Raw genomic sequence first — 14,589 nt, 5'->3', positions numbered from 1 at the left:
TGTACAATATAATTAAAAGAAAGGGGTTGAGCCTATGAAGCTGGTATTGAAGATATTGGCACTGCCGGTGCTGTTCGTTGTAAAAGTGATTTGCATTCTTGGAAATCTGCTTACAAATGTTGTGTCCTATGTAATTGGTTTATTGCTCTTGGTCATTGGCGGATCTGCGATTTACTGCATTGTAAAGGCTTTGTGGCAGTCCCTGCTTATTCTTGTGGTTCTTGGAATTGCGACAATAGCAGCGGTGTTCTTGCTCGTCTGGGCTGTTATGAAAGTCGAGAATATTGGAGAAAGTCTGGGAGCATTTATCAGGTCATAAGATAATATCAGAGAAAAGTCACCGACCGGTGGCTTTTTCTTTTTGGGAAGGAAGTGATGGGAATGGCAGCGACAAGATTGATTGCACTCCATGTGAATAAGGGAAAGACGGTCGCTCAATGTTTGGCAGACAGAACCGACTACTCACAAAATGCCGCAAAAACCAATGATGGCGAATTTATCAGTTCCTATGAGTGTGATCCAAAGACAGCAGATGAGGAATTTCTGCTTTCCAAACGGCAGTATCAGCATATTACCGGCAGACAGCAGAAGAACAATATCATCGCATACCAGATACGCCAGTCCTTTAAGCCGGGAGAAATCACCCCGGAAGAAGCGAACCAAGTCGGCTATGAAACAGCGATGCGATGGACAAAGGGAAAACACGCTTTCATCGTTGCGACCCACATCGACAAATCCCACATTCACAATCATATCATTTATAATTCGACCTCGCTGGATGCCACACGGAAATTCAAAAACTTCTTTCTTTCCGGTCTGGCGGTGCAAAGACTCAGTGATATGGTTTGCCTGGAACACGGGCTGTCCATTATTACACCGAAGCCGTATCGGGAGCGCCAGAAAAGAACTGTTTATCCCAAGAAGCGTACCCAGCGTGACGAATTATGTGATGCGATTGATGCGGTGCTGAAGCAGAAACCAAAGAGCTTTGATGGCTTTGTTCAGGCTCTGGCTGACATGGGATTTGAGTTCAAGGATGGAAAGCAGCCTGCGTTCAAGGGCGAGAATCAGAAGCGTTTCATTCGGCTGCGTTCCCTGGGCGAAGGATATAGCAAAGAGGAAATTCAAGCGGTTATCTCCGGCAAGAACCTGCACAAATCAAAAGGCGGCTCTGCCAAGGCTCCTGCCCCGAAGCAGTTCCAGATGCTGATTGATATTCAGGCAAAGATGGCCGAGGGCAAGACGGTCGGTTATGAAAAGTGGGCGAAGAAGTTCAACCGAAAAGAAGCTGCCCGAACGGTAATCCTACTGAAAGAAAAAGGCTTGGGCAACTACGACGATCTGACTGCTCATATTGAAAATCTGTCTGCCCGGTTCGATGCGCTTTCTGATTCTATCAAGGTCGCAGAGAAACGTATGGTTGAGGTTCAGGCGTTGCAGCAGCACATCAAAAATTATCGCAACACAAGGCAAATTTATATCGAGTACCGCAAGTCTGGATATAGCAAAAAATTCTTTGAAGAACACCGTCAGGAAATCACAATTCATAAAGCGGCGAAGCAAGCCTTTGATGAATTGCAGATTACAAAGCTCCCGTCCATGCAATCATTGTATGAGGAGTTTCATCAGCTGGCAGTCCAGAAAAAGCAGGACTACGCTGAGTACCGTCAGATCAGAAAAGAGAAAGAAGAACTGCTGATTGCCAAACGGACGGTTGAAACGATTTTGAATATCGACAGGCAGAAAGAGCAGGAAAAAGAGAAAGAGAAAGAGGAAAAGAAGAACTTCCGTTAAAGCAAAAAGCCACGGTCTGCACTCCCCAAAGGGTGCGGATCGTGGCTGCTTTTTTGCTTTTCGATTTCGGTGCTTTCAACCATGGGCAAATTTTTATTCTACTGTTCTTTGAGAAACGATTGAAAATCGTGTAGCCATCATCGGCAGATGATGTTCAAAGGGGATTGGGGATGCTTCCCCAACAAGCAAATTTGCGAAGATTGCACCGAAGGGAAAATCGAGAAAATGAGTGAACCTGTACAGGTTTACACTGCTTGCCAATTTGTGAGATTATGAATTTAGTATCGAGAATAGGGTACACCTAAATTTTGCAATGCTGCAACCCTATCATCGTTGCATGGATGAGTTGAGTATCTTTCGTTTTGATTCCTTTTACCAGGGTTTCTTTTCCCTCTAGTAATTCTTTTACATTTGTTTTGGTGAGTTTTTTCTTTCTAAAATGTTCAGCTAAAGTGAAGGTACATTCAGGATAATTTGAACAACCATAAAACGATTTTTTTAATACAATATTGTTGCCACACTTAGGACATTTTCCTACAAGGGGTCCCGAGCGCTTAGTGGGAATTTGTACCCCTTATCGATACAAATTCCCCGTAGGCGCTAGGGACCTCTTTAGCTCCTTGGAAGCTGTCAGTAGTATACCTAATAATTTATCTACATTCCCTTTAGTAACGTGTAACTTTCCAAATTTACAAAAGCGACTCATAGAATTATTTCCTCCCGTTAAATGATAGATAACTATTAAAAATAGACAATACTTGCTCATAAGTAACGGTACTTAAATTGTTTACTTTGGCGTGTTTCATTGCTTGATGAAACTGATTTTTAGTAAACAGTTGACGATATTCTCGATTGACCCATTTTGAAACAAAGTACGTATATAGCTTCCAATATTTATCTGGAACATCTGTGGTATGGCGGGTAAGTTTTATTAAGACACTGTTTACTTTTGGTTTAGGATGAAAGCATTCCGCTGGCAGCTTAAGCAATTGCTGAATCGAGACTTGAGTGTGCAAGAGCAACCCTAGTGTTCGGTGAATATCCAAGGTACGCTTGTAGAATCCTTCTTCAACAATCAGATAGATGTCAGACGCATGGCTTTCAAAAACCACTTTTTTAATAATTTGTGTGCTTAAATGGTAAGGAATACTCCCAACAATTTTATACCTCTGTTTGTTAGGGAATTGAAACTGTAGAATATCTTGGTGAATTAAAGTGACACGAGTATTCAGTTTTAATTTTTCTGACGATAAGTTGAATAGATGACTGTCTAATTCAATAGACGTTACCTGTTTACTTATTTTAGCCAGTTTCGTCGTTAAATGCCCTTTACCTGTTCCAATTTCGTAAACGGTATCGGTTTCTTTTAAATTCAATTGTTTTATTATTTGGTTGAGTACTTTTTCACTCGTTAAAAAGTTTTGAGAATATTTTATATTTTTGTTCATGTAATCACTCCTTCTTAATTACAAATTTTTAGCATCTACTAATATACCAATATTGCAGGAATCAAGATTAGAATACAAGTATTGGCATAATTTTTCCTGTTCAGCACGACTCAAAACTCTCATTTCCTTCGTTTGACGTTTTATCTGTATAGATCGTGCGTCACAAGAAATGGCTTTCCCGTTTCGGGTGGCAAATTGTAAGACATTTCGAATTAGAGATAAAATATCTGAAACAGTTTTAGAGGAAAGTCCATTCTCCTTTAATCCACCAGAAACAAGGAAAAAATTACACTGCGTTTCAATAAACTCGTGTGTTATATCACGCAATTGTTTGCTTCCGAACACAGGAAGTATATACGAGCTGAGAAGATTCCTATATTTGTTGCTTGTAGATTCCTTCACTTTAGGACATATAGCTTGAAACCATTCCATAGCAACCTGTTCAAATTGATCTGAGCTAATTTCTGGATCGACAGTGACAGAATTACTCGTGCACGAACTTTGACTGATAAGTTTTGCCTTGACTTCTCGATATGACTTTGCATAAACATAACCGTAATTGGCTTTGCCTGTAGAAGATCGGGACTTAATGTATCTTCCTTCCCATCTGCCGTCTTTCCTTTTGTAAATATTTTCTCCTTTTCGTGCCATAAGGTACACCTCCTTCAATATGACTATAATTCTGACGGCAAATTGTGACTTTGGAACTTTCTAAGATGGATTTTTGTGCAAAACCTCGTGTTTTATGTCCCTAACATATTGACAAACAGTGCGACAATTTGTAAAATAAAGATATAAACTAAAAAAACAGAGAAGAATGCGATTCGTGGAGTAATGTACTCTACGAATTTTTTATTTTAAAGAACCTCAAGATAGCTCATATTGTCGTCTTGGGGTTCTTTTCATTCTATCATTTAATGCAATCTGCCTATAAAATTTTATCATATTGCATTTATAAATGCAACTTGCACCCGATGTTGGTTGTTGAGATTTTTGGTACATTTTATAATGTATAGCAGAATCATACACAGCATGGAGGTGATTGAAACGCAACCGGAAATTGATTACGTTAAGATTGGTCAGCGCATTAGAGCTGCCCGACTGGAAAAGGGTTATAGTCAGGCTGATTTGGGTGCGTTGGTTGGTTGCTCGAACAATCATATGAGCCATGTTGAAGTTGGACAGACGAAAGTTTCTTTGGCAATGCTTCTAAAACTGGCATTCGTCTTGGAAAAGAACTTTGACTATTTTTTACTGGATACCCCATATGCAAAATGCGACAGCATCATTGATAATGAGATTGCTGCAAAACTGAAAAAGTGTAATGTAACAACATTGATAACCGTAGGAAAGTTGATTGATGTCTTGATTGACCAGCAAGAGATGATAAAAAAAGCGGAGCTTGATTGATATAATGAAAAAGAAGCCCATTGACGGTACAGAGTGAACTGCTATGGGGTTCTTTTTTGCAGCACAATATACTGATTCTTTAAGAAGCAAAAAGTCCACCAGTCATGATGCACTACGCATCGTACTGGTGGACTTTTTCTGTAAAGATATAAAAATAGATATTCATATATCGCCATAACCAATGTCGTTATCGTAGGCATGAAGATCTTCTTTCAGGAAATCTGCTTTACGAATATACATCGAATTTACCAGCTCTCCTTTTTCGTGGAGCAGGCTGAATTTGTAGTCTAATAATGCTGCCGGTACATAGAGCATTTTAGCCGTTTCAAAAAATGTGTGTTCCGAAAGGCATTCCAGGACTTTCCCATCTTCTAACAGAAGCTCCGCCGCAAAGAAGTTTGCTTCATTTTCTTCGATTGATCTATCATCAAAAACTTCCATTTCTTGAAAGCCGTGCATCATAGCGATTTTTGTATGCAGGACAGCGTGTCCTAATTCATGTGCGACTAATATACGCTCCAGGATACCGTTCACATTGTGATCTATCACGATATTCTTTTGTCTGGACTGGTAATAGAAGAAGCCCTTCAATTTCTTCTGTAAATCGTAATAGTGGATTTTGATACCTAACAGCTGACATAGCTCGTAAGGGTCTCTGGTGTGATATTTTCGCACAAGCTTATCGACAGTTTCAATGATATGCTCTGCCGTTTTCATTTGCTTCACCTCCGAATCGCACACAGAAAACATATTCTGTGCTTGAGGATTTTACTCTTTATCTTTATGCTTTCTGTATTTCTTCGGAGTGTACTTTTCCCGTGCTGTTTTCTTAGAGTCCATATAAACTGACATAATCGCCTGGAAGAATACATCTTTTGCGTCCTCGTCCAATTCTCCACCGGCAAACAGAGAATTTACACGACCCAACACTTCCTGAGCTTCTTTTGCTCCTTTTGAACCGAAGTTTTCCTTTGCCTCTAAAATAAACATATCCTGATCTATATGGCTCTGGCTATCCGTTTCAGATTCGTCCAAAAGATAGGACACAGAGATATGCAGTGCTTCAGCAAGTTTTCTGATGTTGCTTTTTCTGGGGAGTGTTCCGAGCTGCTCATAGGTGTAAAGGGATCTTTCGGAAATGCCGGTCATCTGGGCAAGCTCCGTTTGAGATAGGTTCATAGCCAAACGAGCTTCTTTAATTTTTTCTCCAAATGTCATGGTAGTATCCTTCCTTTCAAAAAATATTTATTCGTAACTTCCGATTATTTGTTGACAAACTTCTGGAAAATGCTATAATAAGAATCATAACAGAAGTTTTAATTCCACTTAATTATATATCGGAACTTTTATAAAGTCAAGAACTTCCGATTTCACTTCTGTTATTTTAATCAAATATCGGAAGTTATAGTCATTCTTGTCCCATGGTATTTGTTTCCCTTTAGCCAAGTGACAGGAGTTAGAAAGGAATTCTTATTTTATGGATTAGGCTGAAAGGAGATTCTGAATGAGCAGATATAATACACAGGTATTAAGCAGTATTCGAATGCTTTGCCGGATGCAGAACATTGACGAGAAGGTTCTGTATGAAAGAGCAAAGCTGATTTTATCCATATATCGAGAGGTGTGCTGGTCTACCATTGATCGTGCGAATGATGTATGTGATACCCTTATTTGTACTTACGGTGACAGCTTAGATGGTGCATTGATTTATCTGGAGAACTTTGCTCCGGATGAAGCGAGAGAACGATTTGAAGAACGCATTCGCAGCTTATTTGAGACAAAGTGGATCATTGAACTGGTAGATATGGCTATGTTGAAAATCAGAGAATATCCAGATAAAGGCGCTCTGTACTGTGAGATTATCTCAAAGGCATATCTCAACCGCTTCAAGTACAGGGAATCAGAAATGCTGGAGGTTTTGAATATGGAACGCAGCACCTACTATGACCGAAAGAAAGAAGCGATACTGTTATTTGGTCTGTCACTTTGGGGAACAGCCATTCCTAAATTGAAAGATTTCCTGGAAAGTGCCCGGGAGGAAGAAGCATTGTGTTATTGTGAATGCTAAGACAGGATTTTAGTCCGACTAAAATCCGATGAAAATACGACGGTTCCCCTACTGAAAGTCCGACTTGTCCAGTGTTAAAATGGCTATGCTGGGAGATAGCGGCATAAAATTGAATAGAGAGAGTTACGCCTCGTGCCTGTAATGGGTACGGGGCTTTTTTTATACCTGCCTATTTTCCCCCATAATTAACACAAAGGCATGAACGAGAGCTTGGAGTAATTTACTCCGGCTCTTTTTTTATGCCTGCAAGGAGGACAGGCAGATGGCAAAGGGTATTGAGAATCGGGCACGATCTCCTCCCGCTGTTTTTGATTTTGCAACTTCACAAATTCAAAAACACGGAGGAACGAAAATGTATTACGACTTGGTTGAAAGCGGAAAAAGAATTAAAGCCTTGAGAAAGGAACATGGGCTTACACAGGAACAGCTTGCGGAGCAGTTAGGTGTTGCCGCAAACACCATTGCACGAATTGAAACCGGCAACAGAGGTATCTCTATTGATTTGGCAATCGAACTGGTTGTGCGCTTTGAGACAACCCTTGATTACATATTTTTAGGTCGTGAATAACCTCAAAACTATACCTACGAGGCAATAAAAACTTGCATGAGGAACAGGTACAATTTAGATACAGCCAAAGAAAATCGGCTGCTTGATCCTTGAAAACTGAATACACAGTCATCGAATACGTTCCTGTTGCCGGTGCGAGAGCATCAGCCACATCAGCGGTACGCCGAGACGTATCGGATAGAGAAACAGAACGACTTTCTTCTATAAATTAAGCGCTTGTCTCTCTCCCGATGCCAGCGATCAATACTGGCTTGTAAATATTGGGTTGCTCCCAATACGGCCATGAAAGCAACAGGATTAAAGATACTTCTCTACGGAGCTGGCGGAGAACCCGGCAGAGGTTAGATTCCTATGGAACTGATTCGCAATCAGTCGTTCGGTGATTCCCTGAGGGCGTAAGCCCTCTTTCCCAGGGGTGCGTGGCAAATATGGGACACATAGACTTTTGGACTGACTGCCTGATTCCTTTCTGGCAGTCAGTTATTACATAGCCAACGAAAGGAGGTCATGGCACATGATGAAAGAAAATTGGGTATATTGCCGTGGTGATATTTATTGCGCCAAGCTGGACCCGGTAGTTGGGTCGGAACAAGGCGGCATCCGTCCGGTTATCGTCATTCAGAACGATACCGGTAATAAACACGCTCCCACATTGATTGTGGCAACGGTCACCACCAGAATCCATAAGAAAGCGAATATGCCGACGCACTTTGTTATTTACGACAATCCTGCATTCAAAGAAGCGTCCGTTGTTCAGCTGGAACAGATTCGTACCATTGATAAAAGCAGGATTGATAATTACTTAGGTAAGGTAACGCCCCGTGAAATGGTAGCGATTGAGAAAGCCTTATCTGTCAGCCTGGCAATGGAACAGCTGAAAAAGCGTTCCCCAAAACATAAAGCAAAGAGAGCGAAGGAGTGAACATAAATGTTTGAAGAAAGAATCGCTGCCATGAATCAGCGCACCGAAGAAGCGATGGCTGCTAACGCAGTTCAGTTTGATAAGAGAACCTATACGGTTGATGAGATTCAGGATATTCTGGGCATCAGCAGAACCAGCGCATACAACCTTGTGAAAAAGAAAGTTTTCCATAGCGTCCGCATCGGTGGCAGTATCAGAATCTCCAAAAAGAGTTTTGATGAGTGGTTGGATCATCAAATGTAAGATTTGTCAAGGGCGTCGTACAACCCGGCGACAAACTTCAAAACATATTGAGAGTTCGATAAAATGTAGCCATGACAAGAAACACATGGCTACATTTTTTACATAGGAGGTTGTACGATGGCGGAAATGAGAAAACGCACGAGTATGTCTGTTCTGGAAATGGGCAGGATGCTCGGTCTTGGTAAAACGGAGTCATACTGGCTCATTAAGAAGAATTACTTCAAAACCATTCTTGTCGGCAACACCATGAGGGTGATGATCGACAGCTTTGAAGAATGGTATGCCAATCAGTTCAAATACCAGAAGGTCGATGGAACCCCTCCCGGCGAGGAATTGAAGAAAACTACATATTCAATGGAGGAGCTTGGACAGCGCCTTGGGCTGAAAGAAGCGACTGCTTACGAACTGGTTGCCAAAGGGCATTTTGATGTGGTCGATGTCCTGGGCAAGCGCAGAGTGACAAAGGAGAGCTTTGAAAGATGGTATGCTTCTCAAACCGATTACCGCACGGTAGAGGATCAGGAACTGGATGCAGATATTATGGCATCCACCTACGGTCTGCCGGAAATGGCAAGAATGCTTGGGGTACATCGTCAGACCATTTACTATATCGTTGCCAATGAAGATTTTGAGCTTATCAAGGTTGGCAGGTATAAGCGAGCTACCAAAGAGAGCTTTGAAAAATGGTATCACAATCAGACCCGCTACCAGTTAGCGGAAGATAGACAGGAAAGGAGCTGATTACATGGCATCTATCGTTAAGAGAAAAAAGAAGTATTCTGTGGTTTATACATACACCGATGAGAACGGCAACAAGCGTCAGAAGTGGGAAACCTTTGAAACGAATGCCGAAGCAAAGAAAAGGAAGTTGCAGGTTGAATATGAGCAGGAGTCCGGAACCTTTATTCCCCCTTCTGCTAAAACCGTCAATGATCTTTTGGATGAGTATATGTCAATCTATGGTGTGAACACCTGGGCGATGTCTACCTATGAAAGCAGAAAGAGCCTGATTGCAAACTATATTCGTCCCCTCATCGGTGATATGAAGCTGGAGGATGTCACGCCGAGAATCATGGACAAGTATTACCGAGATTTGCTTTCTGTCAAAGCGGTTTCTTCTAAGTATGTAAAAGCCCGTACAGAATATCTGACTCCGCATACTGTCCGAGAGGTTCACAAGACATTGCGAAATGCTTTCAATCAAGCGGTCAAGTGGGAATTGATGACCAGAAACCCTGTGGAGCACGCTACGCTGCCGAAAGAAGAACACAAGACCAGGGATATCTGGACAGCAGAAGTGCTCCAGAAGGCTCTGGAAGCCTGTGACGATGATATTCTTCGTCTGGCTATTAACCTTGCCTTCTCCTGTTCCCTGCGAATGGGCGAGCTTCTGGGGCTTACCTGGGACTGTATTGACATTTCCCCCACCAGTATTGAACTTGGTCAGGCAAGCATCTTCGTTGAAAAGGAGTTGCAGAGAGTAAATCGTGAAGCGATGGCAGATCTGGACGGTAAGGACATCATGTTCAAGTTCCCACCGACCTTCGCCAGTACGCATACCGCATTGGTTCTCAAAACTCCTAAGACCAAAACAAGTGTCCGCAAGGTGTTCTTACCGAAAACCGTAGCGGAAATGTTGGTACAGCGAAAGGCTGACATCGAAGAACTGAAAGACCTTTTCGGTGACGAGTTCGTAGACTTCAATCTGGTTTTCTGTTCTTCCAATGGCAAGCCGATTGAGGGGCAGGTTATCAACCGTGCTTTCAATAAGCTGATTGAGGAGAAGGGACTGCCGAAAGTGGTTTTCCATAGTCTCCGACATTCCAGTATCACTTACAAGCTGAAGCTGAACGGCGGCGATATGAAATCCGTTCAAGGCGATTCCGGTCATGCACAGGTCAAGATGGTAGCGGATGTTTACTCCCATATCATCGACGATGACCGCAGACTGAACGCTGAAAGAATGGAAGCTGCGTTCTACTCAGGCAGACAGGCAACGCCTGAGCCGGTTCAACCAGCCGCAACGGAAAGCTCCGCTGATGATAAAGAACTTCTTCTGAAGCTTCTGCAAAATCCGGAAATGGCAGCACTCCTGAAGTCGCTGGCAAAAACATTATAGTAACTGCAAGGGCAGATCCTTTTACATAGCTACAATAGCTGTAAAAGGGTCTGCCCTTATTTTTTTGTTATGGAGGTCAACGAGTATGGATAGAATCTTTATGGACGAGTATTACGAGCATCTGAGAGCTGACAATATCGAGGCATTTTCCAAGGAAAGGAACGACGAATATGTTGGCAGAGCTGAGGAATACAAAGCAGCAAAGTCGGCATTGCTTGAAGGATTGGGACTTGAGCATTTGTTTGACCATAGCCATGAACTGACTCCGAAAGAGAAAGAAATATGGATGCTGTTCGATAGGGTTGATGTAGCAGAGCTTCTTGCAAGGGATGCTTTTGCCAAGGGTGCTTATATGCTCGGCGCTGAGGATAGAGAGATTATGCTGAAATAAAAAAAGACCTGCTTCGGCGGGTCTAAATTACATAGAATCATTGAGTCTGAAAAACCTTTGAAATTCTTAATAATTCTGGTTGAAAAATTCATTTTGAAATGATATATAAAACAGACTGAAATCTGTGTCTAAGGACACCCGCACCCTCACACGAGAATGAATAGGATTTCCTATCATTTCGCATCACGAGAAGTTACATAGTGACATTTACTTGCACTTGCAACGTCCACCAAAAATCGAAAGACTTGCTAATTTCGAGCCAATCGGACGGTGTAAAATCCCTCTGAATTAGCTATCACAGCGTAGTATCAGATGGGATTTGAAATGCTGAAAAACCTTGTATTTCCAAGCATTTTTAAGCATTAGATGCCACTTCCCGATGTCGTATCGGGTCTACTCCTAAGCGTGGGGTCGGAGGTTCAAATCCTCTCTGGGACGCCAGAAAGCACCGCTGCAAGCCTTTTTTCAGGGTTTGCAGCGTTTTTTTGTTCCTCCTTCTCCCGGCAATTTTGCTTCTGTTACCGAGAGATTTTTATACGCCGCATGATGTATATTTGCTAATTGGACTCGAACGCTTTTCAGAAATTTGCTAAGAAAATTCTACGTTTTGCTAATTCGATTTTTCGGATCACTTTGCCGGGGCTTGCGCCGCTATCAGGGCTGCGAGCGCACTCGCCAGCTCCGGCGACTTCTGAAGCTGCTCCACAAGGCTTTCAAGGTCCAGGGTCGCAGGCTCCGATTTTGCCGGTTCCTCCGGCGGACGGACATTGCGAAGATCAGGCTTGGCATAGAAGGCAGTCTCGAATTTCTGAGCATTGACCTTTCTATCCTCGTCCAGAATGTGAGCATAGATACTGGTTATCATGTCGATCTCGGCATGGCCCGTATCGCCCTGGGTGGCTTTCAGATCGCCGTGGTTGAGTTTCAATTTGTAGGTGGTACTGGAATGACGGAGAGAATGAAAGACCACCTTTGGCAGCCCTGCGTCCTCACGGAGCTTTGCAAATTCTTTGAGGATGATACGATCCTCGCAGGGCCGTCCATTGGGAAGTGCCACCACCAGATCGAAGTCCTGATACTCGTCGCCCAGGAAGCCTTTCAGCTCGTCCTGTGACTTCTTCCATTCCCGCAGGATGTAGGCCAGCGTTTTCGGCAGCCATACCTTACGGATGCTGGAATCAGTTTTCGGCTTTTTCAGAATAATTCTTGTGCTGGTGTTCGGCATGAGCGGAGTGAAGATGTAGTAGATATCCTTCTCACCCAGCGTTTCAATCGCCCGTTTGGAAGCCCTCGTCAGCTCCTTGTCGATGTAGACATAGGCGTTATCCGCCGCAATATCTTCATCGGAGATATGGACGTTCTCCCAGGTCAGACCCAGGATTTCACCCATACGCAGAGAGCATGCAAAGGAAAGGTTCATTGCTACATAGAGCTTGCTGTCCGTGCATTTGTCCAGGGCAAGACGAATCATATCCGCTGTCCAGATATCCCGTTTCGCATACTCCGTTTTCGGGAGGATCACATTGTCAAAGGGATTTCTTGCAATGATTTCCCATCGTACCGCCTGCTTAAACGCACACCGCAGGAGCTTGATGATCTTTTCAATGGTCTTGTCGCTGACATAGGTGGTAACGGCCTTTCGGGTCTTGGTAGACACCGACTTGGTTTTCTGTAAGGTTTGGATATAACCGTCAACCGCACGGGGAGTAACCGCCTGTACCTCCATATCACCGATGATCGGATTGATATAGTTCGCAATCAGTGCCGTTTGGCCGTCATACATAGACACGCCCCATTTCTTTTCTCCGTAAAGAGATACGAAGTCATAAAGGAACTCGGTGATCGTCTGATTGCTTGGTGGGAGAAAAGTTCCCGTGTGCTGCTGATTTTCGATTTCCGCCTTGCGCTTTAAGGCCTCTTTGTGGGTATGCCAGGTTTCCCACTTCTGTTTGGTTTCTCCGTTTTCGTCCACATAGTTGTAAACAACGGAATAGTTTTTCTTTCGCTTGATTATAGATGCCATATCGTTCTTCCTTTCTTGGATCACAGGTCGAGGGAGTCAAGCCACTCGTCAAATGACCGCTTGGAAATGCGTATGGCGTTACCAATTCGCACGATTTTGAAGTGCCCTTCTTTTACAAGGATATATGCGGAAGTTCTTCCAATGCCCAGGATTTGAGCAATATCGTCAACCGTATATGTCCTTCTTTCAGGGGTTTCTTTCTTCGTGCCGTTCCATGTTTGAGACATGAGAACCCCCTTTCAGTTATGAAAAGAAACAGCACGAATATGTGTGGGTAATATAACTTCCACCATTATTTTACCGTGCTGTTCCGTGTTTGTCTGCTGCTAATTGAAAAGTTTACGATCTATCCATAAACTTTCAAAAAAGAAAAGTAGGCTTACGGACGGCTGCTGGCACAGCTCCACGGGAGTCTAACCCCGGCCCATGCTGATGGGTGCGGCGCACAATGCTTTGTGGGCGTTCAATGCGCGAGTATCATTATCCTGCCTGCATATCATCGCCCACAGGCTGCCACACCTGTTTTACGGCCCGTTTTTGTCGCTCTCCTGTTTAGCAGGGGTCCCGTCCTGCGGACTTGCAACAGGGTCATGGCGCACCGGCCGACCGGCTCCACACAGACAGATCGTATCCGTCTGCCTTATGCTGCGCCGGAGGTCTCCCGCCGGGCTTTCTTTGTCAAGGAGCTATAACGGGACGCCGCGTGGAAAGGGGAACACGCAGCGCCCGGTCCTGGATCAGCTCAGGTCAAAATCCAGAATGGAAATAATCAGCTTTGCTTCCAGCCGACCGCGCAGATCTTCGTCCACCTGGGTACGGGGATAGCCGTCAGGGCCATAGCTCGTCCGTGTAGACAGCGCGGCAATGTAGCCGGAGTAATGCCGGACTACCCGGTTCACCGCTTCGGGGTCGCCTCCGACAGCGGCGGCGATCACCGGGTAAGGGATCAGCGATGCCCGCGTGCACGCAGATTTAGTCATCCGCTTCACCTCCCATCAGCTCTGTCAGCAGCCGATAGGCTTTATGCCTGCGGGTATTGACCGTCCGGCGGGGCATGTTTATGTACCTGGCGATCTGTGCGTCGGTCATCCGCAGGAACCAGTGCATCATAAAGATTTCCCGGTCCTCCTGGGACAGCCCCAGAAGCGCCTCGGCCAGCCCGTCGTCCTCGATCAGGATCACGGCCCCTCCCACAGGGAAGGTCGTGTATTCCCACGGGTAGCGGTCATATACCGCAAGCTGGGCCATTTCTGCCTCGGACAGTTCTTCCAAAGATGTGAAACGCTTCTGGTGCCGGCTGATCTGGCGATAGCCGTTGCACGCCTCGCATTTCAGCACCTTCTTGCAGTAGCTGTCAAAGGCGTACTGCTTGTGCTCGTAGTGGCGGTCAGGTTTCAAGTTCTCACCTCCCTTCGTGCCGGGAGGCAGTTCTTTTCTTCCCCTTTCGCTCACTACTCGTTCACGAGTGGTCTGGCTTGGCCGGTTTTCGGGATCTATCTGAAAAAATTTTTTGCCGCTCATAATTGGCTCCTTTCGTTTCGTTCGGGGTGACAGGCCAGAACGAAACGGGGCGGGGAGCGGCAGCCCACGCCCAGGCGCTCAA

At 44.3% G+C, this 14,589-nt stretch carries 19 protein-coding genes; 10 read left to right on the top strand and 9 right to left on the bottom strand.

All coding sequences use genetic code 11. The features are described 5' to 3' along the window. Positions 1-34 precede the first annotated feature (34 nt). Both PG418_RS11940 and PG418_RS11935 read left to right on the top strand, forming a co-directional pair. A complete protein-coding gene (locus tag PG418_RS11940) occupies positions 35-319 on the top strand; it encodes a hypothetical protein (protein WP_002578946.1) in 285 nt (94 codons plus the stop codon). A gap of 62 nt (positions 320-381) precedes the next feature. Further along, on the top strand, positions 382-1,794 hold the full coding sequence (locus PG418_RS11935; protein WP_002578945.1) for a relaxase/mobilization nuclease domain-containing protein: 1,413 nt from the start codon (positions 382-384) through the stop codon (positions 1,792-1,794). Between the two features lie 301 nt (positions 1,795-2,095). Here the strand turns inward: PG418_RS11935 and PG418_RS11930 are convergent, their stop codons facing one another. The 3 genes from PG418_RS11930 to PG418_RS11920 form a co-directional block, all read right to left on the bottom strand. After that, on the bottom strand, positions 2,096-2,359 hold the full coding sequence (locus PG418_RS11930; protein WP_118219135.1) for a topoisomerase DNA-binding C4 zinc finger domain-containing protein: 264 nt from the start codon (positions 2,357-2,359) through the stop codon (positions 2,096-2,098). 145 nt (positions 2,360-2,504) lie between these two features. Continuing rightward, positions 2,505-3,242 (bottom strand): 23S rRNA (adenine(2058)-N(6))-methyltransferase Erm(B), encoded by a 738-nt coding sequence (gene erm(B) / locus PG418_RS11925; protein ID WP_118219131.1) that lies wholly within the window; start codon positions 3,240-3,242, stop codon positions 2,505-2,507. Between the two features lie 18 nt (positions 3,243-3,260). Continuing rightward, positions 3,261-3,893, bottom strand: a complete 633-nt coding sequence (locus PG418_RS11920) for an N-terminal phage integrase SAM-like domain-containing protein (protein ID WP_235844072.1) — start codon at positions 3,891-3,893, stop codon at positions 3,261-3,263. Between the two features lie 381 nt (positions 3,894-4,274). On the opposite strand from PG418_RS11920, the gene PG418_RS11915 reads away from it, so the two are divergent. After that, entirely contained in the window at positions 4,275-4,652 is a 378-nt protein-coding gene (locus tag PG418_RS11915) for a helix-turn-helix domain-containing protein (RefSeq protein WP_002578940.1), read from the top strand. 162 nt (positions 4,653-4,814) lie between these two features. On the opposite strand, the gene PG418_RS11910 is transcribed toward PG418_RS11915, so the two are convergent. Continuing rightward, a complete protein-coding gene (locus tag PG418_RS11910; RefSeq protein ID WP_002304410.1) occupies positions 4,815-5,369 on the bottom strand; it encodes an ImmA/IrrE family metallo-endopeptidase in 555 nt (184 codons plus the stop codon). A gap of 51 nt (positions 5,370-5,420) precedes the next feature. Continuing rightward, a complete protein-coding gene (locus tag PG418_RS11905; protein WP_002304411.1) occupies positions 5,421-5,870 on the bottom strand; it encodes a helix-turn-helix domain-containing protein in 450 nt (149 codons plus the stop codon). Between the two features lie 286 nt (positions 5,871-6,156). Here PG418_RS11905 and PG418_RS11900 point away from each other — a divergent pair, with 286 nt between their 5' ends. The 7 genes from PG418_RS11900 to PG418_RS11870 all read left to right on the top strand — a co-directional run bounded on the left by PG418_RS11900 (position 6,157) and on the right by PG418_RS11870 (position 10,963). After that, positions 6,157-6,720 carry a hypothetical protein gene (locus PG418_RS11900; protein WP_002304412.1) on the top strand — a complete coding sequence of 188 codons (564 nt, stop codon included), beginning with the start codon at positions 6,157-6,159 and terminating at the stop codon, positions 6,718-6,720. 262 nt (positions 6,721-6,982) lie between these two features. Continuing rightward, complete coding sequence (locus PG418_RS11895; protein ID WP_002304413.1) at positions 6,983-7,288, top strand: helix-turn-helix transcriptional regulator; 306 nt, start codon at positions 6,983-6,985, stop codon at positions 7,286-7,288. A gap of 514 nt (positions 7,289-7,802) precedes the next feature. Beyond that, positions 7,803-8,210, top strand: coding sequence for a type II toxin-antitoxin system PemK/MazF family toxin (locus tag PG418_RS11890; RefSeq protein ID WP_002578938.1), 408 nt, complete (start codon positions 7,803-7,805; stop codon positions 8,208-8,210). Between the two features lie 6 nt (positions 8,211-8,216). Further along, complete coding sequence (locus tag PG418_RS11885) at positions 8,217-8,453, top strand: helix-turn-helix domain-containing protein (RefSeq protein WP_002304418.1); 237 nt, start codon at positions 8,217-8,219, stop codon at positions 8,451-8,453. A 117-nt stretch (positions 8,454-8,570) separates the two neighbouring features. Beyond that, complete coding sequence (locus PG418_RS11880) at positions 8,571-9,194, top strand: helix-turn-helix domain-containing protein (protein ID WP_002304420.1); 624 nt, start codon at positions 8,571-8,573, stop codon at positions 9,192-9,194. Positions 9,195-9,198: 4 nt separating this feature from the next. Continuing rightward, the gene (locus PG418_RS11875; RefSeq protein ID WP_002304423.1) at positions 9,199-10,572 is read left to right on the top strand and encodes a site-specific integrase; all 1,374 of its coding nucleotides are present in this window, start codon (positions 9,199-9,201) and stop codon (positions 10,570-10,572) included. Between the two features lie 85 nt (positions 10,573-10,657). Further along, positions 10,658-10,963, top strand: coding sequence for a hypothetical protein (locus PG418_RS11870; protein ID WP_002304425.1), 306 nt, complete (start codon positions 10,658-10,660; stop codon positions 10,961-10,963). A 628-nt stretch (positions 10,964-11,591) separates the two neighbouring features. Here the strand turns inward: PG418_RS11870 and PG418_RS11865 are convergent. The 4 genes from PG418_RS11865 to PG418_RS11850 all read right to left on the bottom strand — a co-directional run bounded on the left by PG418_RS11865 (position 11,592) and on the right by PG418_RS11850 (position 14,507). Then, positions 11,592-12,986 (bottom strand): site-specific integrase, encoded by a 1,395-nt coding sequence (locus PG418_RS11865; protein ID WP_187115995.1) that lies wholly within the window; start codon positions 12,984-12,986, stop codon positions 11,592-11,594. Between the two features lie 20 nt (positions 12,987-13,006). Further along, complete coding sequence (locus PG418_RS11860) at positions 13,007-13,213, bottom strand: helix-turn-helix domain-containing protein (protein WP_005541444.1); 207 nt, start codon at positions 13,211-13,213, stop codon at positions 13,007-13,009. A gap of 510 nt (positions 13,214-13,723) precedes the next feature. Then, positions 13,724-13,966, bottom strand: coding sequence for a helix-turn-helix domain-containing protein (locus PG418_RS11855; RefSeq protein WP_498837447.1), 243 nt, complete (start codon positions 13,964-13,966; stop codon positions 13,724-13,726). Continuing rightward, positions 13,959-14,507 carry a sigma-70 family RNA polymerase sigma factor gene (locus PG418_RS11850; RefSeq protein WP_498837446.1) on the bottom strand — a complete coding sequence of 183 codons (549 nt, stop codon included), beginning with the start codon at positions 14,505-14,507 and terminating at the stop codon, positions 13,959-13,961. The genes PG418_RS11855 and PG418_RS11850 overlap by 8 nt, the downstream gene beginning before the upstream one ends. Positions 14,508-14,589 lie beyond the last annotated feature (82 nt).

The organism is Bariatricus sp. TF06-38A (assembly GCF_027690675.1).
Taxonomy (GTDB): domain Bacteria; phylum Bacillota; class Clostridia; order Lachnospirales; family Lachnospiraceae; genus Allocoprococcus; species Allocoprococcus comes.
This window is presented reverse-complemented; position numbering and strand designations above follow the sequence as displayed.

What these genes read in the sequence shown, in the direction of transcription:
- PG418_RS11860 (WP_005541444.1), bottom strand. Translation starts at nt 13,213, where the DNA reads ATGTCTCAAACATGGAACGGCACGAAGAAAGAAACCCCTGAAAGAAGG.
- PG418_RS11940 (WP_002578946.1), top strand. Translation starts at nt 35, where the DNA reads ATGAAGCTGGTATTGAAGATATTGGCACTGCCGGTGCTGTTCGTTGTA.
- PG418_RS11910 (WP_002304410.1), bottom strand. Translation starts at nt 5,369, where the DNA reads ATGAAAACGGCAGAGCATATCATTGAAACTGTCGATAAGCTTGTGCGA.
- PG418_RS11870 (WP_002304425.1), top strand. Translation starts at nt 10,658, where the DNA reads ATGGATAGAATCTTTATGGACGAGTATTACGAGCATCTGAGAGCTGAC.
- PG418_RS11855 (WP_498837447.1), bottom strand. Translation starts at nt 13,966, where the DNA reads ATGACTAAATCTGCGTGCACGCGGGCATCGCTGATCCCTTACCCGGTG.
- PG418_RS11875 (WP_002304423.1), top strand. Translation starts at nt 9,199, where the DNA reads ATGGCATCTATCGTTAAGAGAAAAAAGAAGTATTCTGTGGTTTATACA.
- PG418_RS11880 (WP_002304420.1), top strand. Translation starts at nt 8,571, where the DNA reads ATGGCGGAAATGAGAAAACGCACGAGTATGTCTGTTCTGGAAATGGGC.
- PG418_RS11885 (WP_002304418.1), top strand. Translation starts at nt 8,217, where the DNA reads ATGTTTGAAGAAAGAATCGCTGCCATGAATCAGCGCACCGAAGAAGCG.
- PG418_RS11850 (WP_498837446.1), bottom strand. Translation starts at nt 14,507, where the DNA reads ATGAGCGGCAAAAAATTTTTTCAGATAGATCCCGAAAACCGGCCAAGC.
- PG418_RS11915 (WP_002578940.1), top strand. Translation starts at nt 4,275, where the DNA reads ATGGAGGTGATTGAAACGCAACCGGAAATTGATTACGTTAAGATTGGT.
- PG418_RS11865 (WP_187115995.1), bottom strand. Translation starts at nt 12,986, where the DNA reads ATGGCATCTATAATCAAGCGAAAGAAAAACTATTCCGTTGTTTACAAC.
- PG418_RS11920 (WP_235844072.1), bottom strand. Translation starts at nt 3,893, where the DNA reads ATGGCACGAAAAGGAGAAAATATTTACAAAAGGAAAGACGGCAGATGG.
- PG418_RS11900 (WP_002304412.1), top strand. Translation starts at nt 6,157, where the DNA reads ATGAGCAGATATAATACACAGGTATTAAGCAGTATTCGAATGCTTTGC.
- PG418_RS11935 (WP_002578945.1), top strand. Translation starts at nt 382, where the DNA reads ATGGCAGCGACAAGATTGATTGCACTCCATGTGAATAAGGGAAAGACG.
- PG418_RS11905 (WP_002304411.1), bottom strand. Translation starts at nt 5,870, where the DNA reads ATGACATTTGGAGAAAAAATTAAAGAAGCTCGTTTGGCTATGAACCTA.
- PG418_RS11890 (WP_002578938.1), top strand. Translation starts at nt 7,803, where the DNA reads ATGATGAAAGAAAATTGGGTATATTGCCGTGGTGATATTTATTGCGCC.
- PG418_RS11895 (WP_002304413.1), top strand. Translation starts at nt 6,983, where the DNA reads ATGGCAAAGGGTATTGAGAATCGGGCACGATCTCCTCCCGCTGTTTTT.